The organism is Klebsiella sp. 141162 (assembly GCF_050600755.1).
Lineage (GTDB): Bacteria > Pseudomonadota > Gammaproteobacteria > Enterobacterales > Enterobacteriaceae > Klebsiella > Klebsiella aerogenes.
This window is the reverse complement of the sequence record NZ_JAQIRI010000001.1, coordinates 935692-948390: the sequence shown is the minus strand read 5'-3', so window position 1 is coordinate 948390 and position 12699 is coordinate 935692. Positions and strand designations below refer to the sequence as shown.

Annotated in this window: 8 protein-coding genes; 2 read left to right on the top strand and 6 right to left on the bottom strand. The window is 51.4% G+C overall.

Annotated features, from left to right (window positions below; genetic code table 11):
- Window positions 1–7: 7 nt before the first annotated feature.
- The 6 genes from tssA to PGR23_RS04410 form a co-directional block, all read right to left on the bottom strand.
- The gene (gene tssA, locus PGR23_RS04435; protein WP_396279612.1) at window positions 8–1594 is read right to left on the bottom strand and encodes a type VI secretion system protein TssA; all 1587 of its coding nucleotides are present in this window, start codon (window positions 1592–1594) and stop codon (window positions 8–10) included.
- The gene (gene tssH, locus PGR23_RS04430) at window positions 1594–4263 is read right to left on the bottom strand and encodes a type VI secretion system ATPase TssH (RefSeq protein ID WP_396279611.1); all 2670 of its coding nucleotides are present in this window, start codon (window positions 4261–4263) and stop codon (window positions 1594–1596) included. Before tssH ends, tssA begins: the two co-directional genes overlap by 1 nt.
- A gap of 165 nt (window positions 4264–4428) precedes the next feature.
- A complete protein-coding gene (hcp, locus tag PGR23_RS04425) occupies window positions 4429–4920 on the bottom strand; it encodes a type VI secretion system effector Hcp (RefSeq protein ID WP_015366299.1) in 492 nt (163 codons plus the stop codon).
- Window positions 4921–5039: 119 nt separating this feature from the next.
- Window positions 5040–6575 (bottom strand): type VI secretion system contractile sheath large subunit, encoded by a 1536-nt coding sequence (tssC, locus tag PGR23_RS04420; RefSeq protein ID WP_047047433.1) that lies wholly within the window; start codon window positions 6573–6575, stop codon window positions 5040–5042.
- 42 nt (window positions 6576–6617) lie between these two features.
- Window positions 6618–7109 (bottom strand): type VI secretion system contractile sheath small subunit, encoded by a 492-nt coding sequence (tssB, locus tag PGR23_RS04415; protein WP_015366297.1) that lies wholly within the window; start codon window positions 7107–7109, stop codon window positions 6618–6620.
- A 401-nt stretch (window positions 7110–7510) separates the two neighbouring features.
- Window positions 7511–8893 (bottom strand): carbohydrate porin, encoded by a 1383-nt coding sequence (locus tag PGR23_RS04410; RefSeq protein WP_165430699.1) that lies wholly within the window; start codon window positions 8891–8893, stop codon window positions 7511–7513.
- 594 nt (window positions 8894–9487) lie between these two features.
- Between PGR23_RS04410 and PGR23_RS04405 the strand changes: the two genes are divergently transcribed.
- Together PGR23_RS04405 and PGR23_RS04400 are read left to right on the top strand one after the other, a co-directional pair.
- Entirely contained in the window at window positions 9488–10927 is a 1440-nt protein-coding gene (locus PGR23_RS04405) for an MFS transporter (RefSeq protein WP_161801886.1), read from the top strand.
- Window positions 10928–10962: 35 nt separating this feature from the next.
- The gene (locus PGR23_RS04400) at window positions 10963–12642 is read left to right on the top strand and encodes a glycoside hydrolase family 43 protein (protein WP_047078481.1); all 1680 of its coding nucleotides are present in this window, start codon (window positions 10963–10965) and stop codon (window positions 12640–12642) included.
- Window positions 12643–12699: the final 57 nt, after the last annotated feature.

Below are 12699 nucleotides of genomic sequence, written 5' to 3'. Positions count from 1 at the left end.
CTCCTGACTAATCGCACAGCACCACCGCTCGCGCAGGCTCAATGGCAATAAGCCCCGCGAGCAGTTGTTCCATTTCCGCTTGCAGGCGTTTTTTTTCCGCTTCGCTACGTCCGGCCTTCATGCGTAATAGCTTTAATCGCCGCGCTTTAACCTCGAACAGCAAATCCGGCTCCCATTGCGAGAGCGTAACGCAGGCGGCGTTCCTGTCCAGCTCACCCAGCAGGTGCAGCGCAAGCTCATTTTTACCGTTTTGTTCTGCAATACGCGCCATCAGCAAGCGCAGCAGCCAACAATGGCGGGGAGTGTTAGCATCAGGACGATTTTGCAGCCACGTAAGCGCTGCTTCGGTTCCCTCACGGTCGGCCAGGGCGAGCGCCTCCGGCTCCAGTTGCAGGATATCGTTCTCACCGGACGCCGTGGTGGCAGGCTCGTCCTGCCAGTTGCCAGGCTCATCCATGACCTGCAGTTGTATCCAGTTAAGCGTCACTTCATCAGCGAATGGCGTACCATCGTTAAAGGCCAGTGTTTCCAACCCTCTTAGCCGTGAAAGCAGCCCTTTCAGATCGGCCTGAATAATGGCCGCCTCGGCTTCCTGCCCGGATTTCATCAACGCCTGATGCAGATACCATTGCACGTCCAGCCACAGATGATTTGACCCGCGCGCCAACAGGCTGTCCGCTTCCTCTAGCAGCTCCCGCCAACTCTGCTGCAGATAGAGCCGCTTGAGCTGCGCCCGCTGTTCAGGTTTAGGTGGTTCAATGCGGGTCTTACCCTCGACCGTCAACAACGGTAGCAGGTGCAGGGTGTCGTGACGAAGATTTTTTATCAGTCGGTGAGCGGCGAGCCAACCATCTGATTGGTTTCTCAAATATTGCGCCAGGGTGCGCGCCTGAGCGAGGAGCTCCTGGCCCGAGGAAATACCTTTCAGTGCGGGTACATCCCCCGGTACCGACGTTTGGCCCGAGGGTTCACCGATGCTCTGTGGCACCAGGGCATCCATGCCGCCAGATTTCAAAACCCGCGACTCCAGTGCGGCATAGAGACTATTAAGCTGGGGCCGTTCTTTACTTTCCCTGTCTGCCAGGCGCTTTTCTATCTCCCATAACGCCGCGGCAATACGGCCAGTCCCCTCTTTTGTCACTTCCGGATAGAGTGACAGGCTGTCCAGCATACGACCGCTGCACAGCCATTCCAGCGCCGCGATTCTACTGCGCTCCCGCTGGGGATGAAGTTTCATGCCGAAACGCTGTAGTAATCCAGCCAGTAACGCCAGTCCCTCCGCAAGCCCTGCTTCGCCATCGCGATGTAGTCTCGCCCATACGTAGTAGGTGGCGACACGAATATCCTTAGCGGTGGCGGTCAGCAGTTTTTCCGCCAGCAGCAGAATGCGTTCGGTATCCGCGCCAGAAAGTTTATTCACTTCCTCGCGTATTTGCTGGAAATCATCATCGTAACCCGGCTCCTCTCCGACGGGCTCACCATCTGCAATCGGCTGCAGCCAGCGTTCCCACAGGATAATATGTGACTGTGCCAGCCTCTCCAGCTCATTAACCTGCAGCTGGCAGGCAGAAATCAGGGCTTCAATGGACGCCATTACTCGCATCCTTCCTGAATAGCTAAACCAGGCGCGTTTTCTCCCGTTTTAAAGACCAGTGAAATCCCCTCTTCTTCATCCCAATCCAGAGCCAGATGTAGTGGTTTCAACCCTGCCGCCAGATGGCTCAACAGTTGCTGACTCAGCACCGGTAGAATTTGTTGATTAAGCAGGCTGTCAATGTTACGCGCGCCGGTATCCGGCAGCAGGCAGGCGTCCGTCAACGCGTCGTACAAGCTTTCGGCAATATCGGTTGTCATACCGTAGTGACGATACAAACGCTGGCTGACCTGGTTGAGTTTCATGTTGACAATTTTGCGCATCGCCAGTTGGCTGAGCGGACGGTAAATAATGGTCTGGAAACGCGCGAGCAGCGCTGGTTGAAAATGTTCTCGCAGCACAGGGCGCAACAGGTCATGTAAATCGGATTCTGTCGCTTCCGGCCGCTCCTCCAGCCTCTGCATCAGCCGATCGCTGCCGAGGTTTGAGGTCATCAGGATCACCGTATTGCGAAAGTCGATTTCGCGTCCCTCGCCATCGCGCATAAAGCCACGGTCGAACACCTGGTAGAACACATTCATCACATCACGATGCGCTTTTTCCACTTCATCAAGCAGTACCACGCTGTACGGGCGTTTGCGTACCGCTTCGGTGAGAATCCCCCCCTGACCGTAGCCGACATAACCGGGAGGCGAACCTTTCAGTTGGGACACCGTATGCGGCTCCTGATATTCGGAAAGGTTGATGGTAATCAGCGATCTCTCACCACCGAACAGCTCATCAGCCAGCGCCAGCGCGGTTTCCGTTTTTCCAGTGCCGCTCGGACCGACAAGCAGAAATACGCCCTGCGGGCCGTTATCCGGTGCAAGCCCGGTTTTGGTCGCCCGCAGTCTCTTGGCAATGGCGTTTAGCGCCATATCCTGCCCCACCACTCTTTTATCCAAATGAGATTCGAGACTCAGCAGTTCCGTCTGCTCGTCCTTCAGCAATGAAGAGAGCGGTACCCCGGTCCAGTCGGCAATCACCGTTGCTACGGTACGTAAATCGACATCTAGCCCCAGCAACGGATGGTTATTCTGGACGCTGGCAAGTTGGCTCTGTAATGCGCCGATCTCCTTGCGGCGGGAAGGATCGGCTCGGCAGCTCAGCAGTTGCTCGGTCAGCTTCAGTTCCAGGCCGTACTGCGTTTCCAGATCACCAAGCTGTAAAATAATACGCGATTCTTCCAGCTCAATTGCCGCCAGCCGCGCTTCGTCGCTACCGCTACCGACCATGGCATCTTCCAGCAACGCCTGTTTTTCCATTTCCAGCGCCGTGATTTGCGCTTTCATACGCGTCAACAATTCCGGCACCGTATCGATTCCCATGCGAATGCGGGCCGATGCGGTATCCAGTAGGTCCACCGCTTTATCTGGCAACTGGCGGCCGGTGAGATAGCGTCGGGAAAGTGTCACGGCAGCGCGAATGGCTTCATCGGTGATATGTACCCCGTGATGCTGAGCATAGCGAGATTTTAGCCCGCGTAGCATCAGACAGGCGGTGTCATCGTCCGGTTCGTCGACTTTGACCATCTGGAAGCGGCGCTCCAGCGCGGCATCACGCTCGAAGTACTGCTTATACTCACTCCAGGTCGTGGCGGCGATAGTTCGCAGTTCGCCGCGCGCCAGGGCCGGTTTGAGCAAATTAGCGGCATCCGCGCCACCGGCCTGGTTGCCTGCGCCGATGATAGTATGAGCTTCATCGATAAACAGCAGCACCGGAACAGGAGACTGCTGTACCGCTTCGATAATGTTCTTAAGCCGCTGTTCGAATTCCCCTTTAACGCCTGCGCCGGCCTGCAGTAAGCCGAGATCCAACGTACGCAATGAAACCGGCTTCAGACTGTCCGGCACGTTGCCCTCCGCGATACGCAACGCCAGCCCTTCGACCAGCGCAGTTTTGCCGACTCCGGGTTCGCCAACCAGGATTGGGTTGTTTTTTCGCCTGCGCGACAGGATATCCACCATTTGACGAATTTCGTTATCGCGACCAAAGACCGGGTCGATTTTGCCTTCGCGGGCACGAGCAGTGATATCAAGGGTAAATTTGTCCAGCGCGTTCTGTAACGCAGGGGTCATCTCAGCGGACTTCACGGCCGATTCCACGGGGCGGCCGACAAACTCCACATCGCCAACGTGGCCTGGTTCATCTGGCTGTAATTCCGGGCGCTCATCAGACTGCATATCTAATAGTGGTCGCAGGTGTTCAAGCTGCGCTTGTCCCAACGTTAACAGCGGCCACAGACTGTCACAGCGCACCCGCGTTGGGTTGCTGACTAACGCCATCAGTAGATGAACACTGCGTAGAGAGGTCTCGCCCGCCAGTGAGGCCCTTAACCACGCCTCCTGCATCAGGCTCTGGATGCTGCCGGACAGCTGCGGCCGGCTGTGTACCGAGCGCGGAAGCGTTTCCAGAAAAGAGAGCAGATCCTGCCAGATAGCGTCCATATCCCACTCATAACGCCGCGCTAATACGGTCAGGTCTCCCTCGCCCTGCTCCAATAGTTTTAGCAGCCAGTGTTCGGGAAGGATTTGCGCATGCGCGCGGGCCTGGCACAACGAAGCGGCGCCTTCCAGGGCGCGGGCGCAATAAGGGTTTAAACGGCGTAACAGAATGGCTGGGTTTTCCATGAGGCTCTCTCTTTGTCGATTCCGGACACGCTACCGCCCATCGCCGTTTCCCGTGATGCAGGAGACCAAAGCGCACAAGGTCGGGCAGGCTGATTATTTTTGCTAAAAGCCAACGGTCACTGGCGCTTAGCAAAAAAGCAGACGGCGAACCGCCTGCTTCGGGCGTCAGGCTGTCGTTCGTTCATTCCATGAATCGGAATGAATGATGTTGCCGTCTTTATAGGTCCAGGTGATTTTTTCGTAGCGCAGTTCAATCTGCTCAAGATGGCTGTGTTTCTCGTAGGCTGGGTTCTTGATGTCGTGCATCAGCGGATTGACCTTCACCACTTTCACGTTTTCCAGTTTGGTGTTGAAGTATTCCACTTCCTGACCAGCATCATTGATTTTGTACCACTTGAATTCGGCAGACTTCAGCGTCTGGCCGGTAGTCACCGCCTTGTAGAGATAGGGGCTTGAGGAGTCGATTTCCTTGGTAAACAGAAACGGCGTGTGGATACGCGTGCCGGTTAGCTTTCCGGTGTTGTTGTCGGTCGGGATGTACAGGTTATGCTCCTGCGCCACTACTTCGATGCTGCCTTCACGATCTTTCACATCTACGGAACCTTTAATGTCCGCCCCGCCGTCGTCTTTCAACCATAAATAGACTGGTATTGCCATGTTAATTACTCCATTTCATTTTTTAACACGCCATCATCCTGAGATGGCGCAGGTGTGTTGTCTCTCGCCAGACAGGCTGTAGCCTGTCGAGCCAGACGACTTGGATAGTGACAGGCGTGTTACCCTTTCGCCTTCGGCATCTGGCTAACCAGAGACAAATTGACGTCCATGCCTTCCACCTGGAAGTGCGGCACCGCGAACAGCTTGACGCGGAAGAAGCCAGGGTTATCCTCGATATCTTCCACTACCACTTTCGCATCACGCAGCGGATGTGAGGCCTGCAGCTCGTCGCCCGGATCGGTCATTTCCGTAACCAGGCCACGAACCCAGGTATTGAGCTCCAGCTCAAGCAGGCGGCGATCTTTGGTGGTGCCGATGTTCTCGCGTTGGATCAGTTTCAGGTAGTGGGCGATGCGCGATAGCAGGAAGATGTACGGCAGGCGGGCGTTGATACGGCTATTGGCTGTCGCATCCGCGGTGTCGTACTGCGCGGGTTTCTGAGTTGAGTTAGCCGAGAAGAAGCAGGCATAGTCACGGTTCTTATAATAAGACAGCGGAATAAAGCCCAGATTGGCGAATTCGAACTCACGGGTTTCCGGGATCATCACCTCGGAAGGGATTTTCACCTGATTTCCTGTGCCGAGATCATAGAGGTGGATGGGAAGATCTTTCACCGCGCCGCCCGCCTGCGGGCCACGGATTTGCACGCACCAACCGTTTTGAATAAAGCTGCGTACCATGTTCGAGGCGAAGGCGAATGACGCGCTGGTCCACAGATACTTTTCGTGATCCGGCCCCTTTACCTGCTCAATGTAGTTAAAGCTGCGCACCGGAACCGTGTCCGGCCCATACGGCAGACGGCCCAATACCCGCGGCATGACCAGGCCGATATAGCGCGAGTCATCGGTATCGCGGAACGATTTCCATTTAATGTACTCAGCGCGATCGAAATAGTTGCCGATATCTTTAATTGCCGCGACTTCTTCCATTGAATCCTTGAGGAAAAATTTCGGCCCTACGGCGCCGATAAATGGCATATGCGCCGCAGCGGAGACTTTCGAAATATTACGCAACAGCGCCATGTCCTGCGGGCTGGCGTCAAACTCGTACGCCGATATTACCGATCCTATCGGCTCGCCGCCGGGGGTGTCGTATTCGGCGGTGTAAGTATGCCAGTACAGGCCGCTCTGTATCAGCTCTGGCGCATCTTCAAAATCCTGACGTAAATCGTCTTTGGACACATCGAGGATTTCGGTTTTCACGTTCTGGCGATAGTCGGTGTTATCTACCAGTTGCTTCAGGCCGCGCCACAGAGATTCCACCTTCTGGAACTCCGGGTGATGCATAACAGCATCAAGTTGACGGCTTATACGAAAATCCAGGTCCGCGATGTGGTGGTCAATAAGCGTTTTATCGAGTTTCTCCACCTGCTGGCCGGATTGACGAATGCAGTCCATAAAAACCTGCATCGCCGCGGTCAGGCGTTCCCCCGCCGTGGCCTCTGATAGCGCCGTGTCGTCCAGAAAGACATTAATATCGCCAAGGCTTGATGCCGGGCTCAGATTGATTTTTTCAAAAAGAGAAGCGTAAACGCTTTCTTTGTTCATTACGGCAGTTTGCCCCTGTGCGGGGTTCGTTTCAGTATTTACAGACATCAGCATATTCCCGGTTAATCCATTAAAAGAGATGACCGCCGTTTACTTCCCGGCAAGGGCACTCATTTCGGCGCGTAATTCGCTGGACAGAGCTGGATCTTTAAGGATTCTCTCAAGCTCTTTTCTGAAAGTAGCGTTATCAAGCAGGTTCGATTTGAGATCGCGTAATAAATTACGCATCGCCAGCATGGCGCGGAGTTGAGGGATTTGCCGGGCAACCTGTTCGGGCTCAAAGTCTTTTATATCGGAAAAACGCAGTTTAACATTGTCTTCTGAGTTATCCCCAGCCAGCGTATTCTCAACGGTGAGATTGATCTCTGGGTTAAATTCAGAAAGCACACTATTAAAATTATTCTTATTGATATCTATTTTCTGGCGCTCGGCCAATGGTCGATGCTCTTTTCCATTACTGAAATCACCAACGGTGAGCAGTTTAAGCGGTAGTTCAACCTTCTTCTGCGCCCCCCCGGTATGTAAGGATAATTTTAAATTAATACGTGCCTTCGGCACCTCATTCTGGAATGAATCAGCCATAGCGGTCCCTTTTCCTTAAGGAATGATTGTGGAGTAAATTTCGTTTTATTCACAACGTTATGTTTAAAGAAATCAGGGCAATATATCAACCAGCAGATACGAAGATCCAGAGATAACAAGTCATTTAATTGGCATAGATCAATATCGCCGGCAAGCAATCATTTCAACCAATAACTTATGCAATCTCAACACGATAACCAATATATAATTCACTCAATCACAGATGAAAACTATTTAAATGTGATAAATTCAACTTTCAGCGTCGAAATAAAATCATTCCTTTTAATAAATGAATTATTAAAAGGAACTATTAATAGAGACGTTAATAAAATAGCATTCTGGGTGTCAAAAACTACCAGACTGGCGTAGGCCAGTCTGGTATTCCCGTAAAAAACATTCTCTCAGAACCAGGCCTCAAACATACCGCCGATGTTCAGCGAATCCAGCCGCTCGTCGCTGGTGCCGTCTACTTTCGCGGTGTGCTCGTTATCCACCTGGCCGCCGGTAACATAGAAGCGCAGCATCGGGCGGAACTCCGGCCCCATGCCGATGGCGATGTTCTGCGACAGCGTCAGCTTCCAGCCGTGGTTATCCCCGCCCTGGTCGTAGTCAACGCGCTGGTAGCCCGCTTCCAGCCAGGTCGAGTGCACGTCGTTCCAGAAGTACATCGGCCGGACGATCGCACCGTAGTTTTTACGGTTATCGGTATTGTCCTTGCCGTTGTCGTAATCGTGGAAGGCCAGCAGATACTCGATCTGCGCCTGCTGAGTGAATTTATGGCTGCCCTCGAAGCTGGCATAAACCGTGGTCAGGTCGTCGGTCTTGTTATAGACGCTGTTATCCGAGTTGTCGGAGTAACGCAGAATAACTTTGTTCACCCCGCTGTCGTTGCTATGGCTCAGCACCAGCCCGCCCTGCCAGGCATCGAGGCGCGCGTCGCTGTCCACCGCTTTTGAGTCAAAGCCGTAGTTGGCATATACTTCGACGTCGATCGGCCCGGCCTTGATGTTGTGGGTTTTGGTGGTCAGCGCGTAGTGGCCGTTGTCGCCGGTATCGGAGCTGCCGGTACAGGTGATGCGCGACGGGTTGGTCTCGTCGGCCATCACTTCCGGACTACAGGATTTCACCTGCGACACCGTCGCCACGTCGAACTGCACGCCGCCGATATCGAAATTCTTCACCCCGGCGCCCTGGCCGTCGTGGTTCATCCAGAAGTAGTCGTTGATCCCCTGTTGTGGGCGCTGGTGGAAGTCGCGACCGGCCCAGATATAGGCGTTGGGGTTAGATTCGAGGACGTTGGTGACGCCGACGTAGGCTTTTTTCAGGTTAACCTCGTCGCTCCAGTGGTCAAACATGACGTTGAGATCCCAGATGGCCCCCTGCGCGCTTTTGAACGCTTTGCTGATCTGGAATTCGCCGCCGTTGCTTTCGTTGCCGAGACGGCCGATCGCCGAGGCGCCGTTATAGGAGCCGTCGACGCCGACATATTTCTGGTCGCCGGTCTGGAAGTGGGCGCCATAGCGGGCGTAACCGCTAAATTTCAGGCCGAAAGGGATCGCCAGATCCGGCGAAGCCGCGGTGGTTTGCGGGTTGGTTATAACATCGACCTTCTTATTAGCCGCGGCGTCGATTTTGGCCTGGCGGTCGGCCAGCGCTTTATCGACGGCTTTCGCGACGATGGCGTCGATCTGCTCCTGGGTAAATTCTTGGGCTGTTACAGAGGTAAGCGGAGAAAACACGGCGATGACCGCCATAGTTAATGGAAGCTTTCTTATCATTGTCATCATTATCTCAATAGAGGTTAATTTTATTCAGGCAATAACAATCTCACTCTGGCCACGCAGAATATGTTGCTACTGTGAGAACAATTTAATTTTTATTTTGTTCGACTACAGAGGTTTTATACGAATAACGTTCTCCTTTCCCACAATTAAATTAATGATTAGCGCTAAAACAAGCAACGCCGCAGAGACTTGCCAGTTGAATTTCATTGTATGGTGAACAAAACCATTAATCGCGCTGCACTTGACCTAAGATTGCATGAACACTCCAATATTGGTGGATGTAAGAAATGTAACAACTATGACACATCCTGTATTCTATAAACCGGCTGCTCAATTACGTTATTTCACTCAGCGATTGAGAAAACACTCAAATGTGAGCCATCTCGCAAATATCACTTTCATATATTCAACATCATAAAATCCATATAGAGTACAGAGATAATGCCAAACGGCCTTTGCTTTGAGGATCACAGAAGTAAAAAAACATAATTAATTAATTTAAAAACGTAATAGATTCTTCGCGATCTTTTGTGTCAGAAAGTGTTTCACATTCACACAACAAACCGGAGTCTGCTCAGAATGAGTAAAAACATAATGCAAAATCGCAATGATGAATATCATAAATTAACTCGCGGGGAACGTATTGGCTACGGTATGGGCGATTTTGCGCAAAACCTGGTTTTCGGCACGATCGGCGGCTTTCTTGCTCTACATATGTTGACGGTAAATACGATCAGTACAGCCACTGCGGGGTTCATTTTTCTTTTTGTCCGAATCATCAATGTTTTTTGGGATCCGATGGTTGGAACCTATGTGGACAAAAGGACCTCCGCGGCAGGGAAATATCGTCCCTGGCTATTAAGAGCCGGAGTGCCGCTAGTGATCCTTTCCGCTTTGCTTTTTGCCCCCATTCCGGGCGTCAGAGGCTCCGTACCGTTTGCTTTTATCATCTATTTAGCGCTGGATTTAGTCTATTCCCTGGTCAATATTCCTTACGGTTCTCTTAATGCCTCGCTAACCAGAGATCCCGAATCCATTGATAAATTAACCAGTACGCGAATGATGCTGGCTAATAGCGCCAACCTTTTGGTCTATACCCTGTTTCCGATGTTCGTACAAATGGCTTCACCAAAAGATCGTAGCCTCAAGGATACTGGTTTTTTTGGCATTGAACTCAACCTTGGTAACTATACCGACCCATCAGCGAATTACGCCTGGTTTGGCGTCTACTCCGTTTATATGTTATTAGGCGCGGTGGCACTTTTTATTTGTTATAAATTCACCAAAGAACGCGTCGTTGCAACCGCAGAACAGACGGCGAATGTCAAAACAACCGATCTGTTCCTTGAGCTCAAAAATAACCGTCCTCTTGTCATTCTTGGACTATTTTTCATGCTGGCCTTTACCTTCATGTTCTTTATGAACACGGTAAATGGCTTTTTCAATCAGTATGTGGTTGGTCACTCTGAGTGGATGGGCGCCGTCGGTCTGGTCGCCTCAATACCGGGTATTGCGTTCCCTATTTTTTGGCCAAAACTTAAGAAAATTTTTGGTAAGAAAGGCTTCTTCCACATTTTCCTGGGGATGTTTATTGTCGGTGAGTTATTAACCTATGTCTGGTCACGGGAAGGTATGCACGATGCGCTGTGGCTTGCTTATATCGCCACATTTATTAAACAGTGGGGCTTAACCTCAGCCACCGGATTTATGTGGGCACTGGTACCTGAAGTGATTGCCTATGGCGAATTAAAGTCTGGTAAGCGAAATGCGGCAATCATCAACGCGATTATGGGACTCTTTTTCAAGATTGGCTTTACCATCGGGGGCGCTATTCCTCTGTGGTTGCTGGCCGTCTATGGTTTTAATGAAACCGGCGCGCAACAAAGCGCGAGCGCTATCGACGGGATCATGATGACAGCGGTCTGGATCCCCATCGCCTTAGCGATTGTCTCGATGATCATCATGCAAATTTATCCTATCTCAGACAAACACGTCAGCGACATTAACCGCCAACTTGATGAGATTCGGGTGTAAAACCAATACGATTAAATTTATAAAGGTATAATGATATGTCTCTTATCCAAAACCCTATTTTGCGTGGCTTTAATGCCGACCCCAGCATTATCCGTGTTGAGGACACCTACTATATAGCCAACTCGACGTTTGAATGGTTTCCCGGCGTCCGTTTGCATGAGTCAAAGGATTTGCAGCACTGGAATCTGCTGCCGTCACCATTGTCGACCACTACTCTTTTAGATATGAAAGGCAATCCGTCTTCAGGCGGCATCTGGGCTCCGGCGCTCTCTTATGCGGATGGCAAATTCTGGTTAGTGTATACCGATGTGAAAGTCACCGAGGGTGCCTTTAAAGACATGACAAACTACCTGACCACCGCAACTGATATTCGCGGCCCGTGGAGTTCGCCGGTCAAACTTAATGGCGTAGGTTTTGATGCTTCACTTTTTCATGATGATGATGGCCGTAAATATATCGTGCAGCAAACGTGGGACCATCGAGAGTACCATCATCCTTTTGACGGCATTACCTTGACTGAACTCGATACTAAAACGCTAAAACTGATGCCCGAAACAGCAAGAACCATTTATCGCGGTACCGCAGTGGCGCTCGTTGAGGGGCCGCATCTCTATAAACTGCACGGCTATTACTATCTCTTTGCCGCTCAGGGGGGAACGGTATTTACTCATCAGGAGGTGGTGGCGCGTTCCACGACATTAAACGCTGATAGCTTTGAAACTGAGCCTGGGGAGGTATTTTTAACTAACGTTGATACCCCTGACAGCTATATCCAGAAACAAGGACACGGGGCTTTGGTTTCGACGCCCGAAGGCGAGTGGTATTATGCTTCGCTGTGCGCTCGTCCATGGAATCGCCCTGGTGAGTCAATTTATGATCCACGCGGTTGGTCCACGCTTGGCCGGGAAACGGCTATCCAAAAGGTGTACTGGGATGACGATGGCTGGCCACGAGTGGAAGGCGGTCACGGCGGTAGAACGTTTGTCGAGGGACCAAAAGACGCCATTTATACCGAAAGCACGAAAGACAACAGCCAACATGATGAATTTACAACGCCAGCGCTCAATCTCAACTGGAATACCCTTCGGGTACCTTTTAGCGAAAAAATGGGTAGCACAGGCAACGGAAAGCTAACCTTAATCGGCCAGGGGTCATTAGCGAACACCCATGACCTGTCGTTGATTGCCCGCCGCTGGCAAGCCTTTTACTTTAATGCTGAAGTTAAAGTAGCCTTTAATCCCTTTAGTTACCAACAAATGGCCGGGTTAACAAATTACTACAACGATCGCCACTGGAGTTTTGCTTTTATCACCTGGAATGAAATTAACGGCAGAGTCATTGAGGTCGCCGAAAACAACCGTGGAAAATATACTTCATATTTGAAAGATAATGCGATTAAGGTTCCTGAAAACGTCGAATACGTATGGTTACGGACGAAAGTCAGGAAGCAGACCTATAGCTATGAGTATAGTTTTGACGGCATCGCGTTTATTGAAATCCCGGTGATATTAGATGCCGCTGTTCTTTCTGATGACTATGTCCTGCAGAGCTATGGCGGTTTCTTTACTGGGGCATTTGTAGGTCTTGCTGCAGTAGACTACTCCGGTTATGACGTCAGCGCCGAGTTTTACCATTTCGATTATCAGGAACTGGGCGACTCATTAATTGGCGATGATGTTTATAGCTGGGAGGCTGGCGAGCTACGTGCTGGTTAGTTTGATGAACATCTTTTATAGTCAACCTGGCGCAGATTAACCCGGTAAGATGAAAGC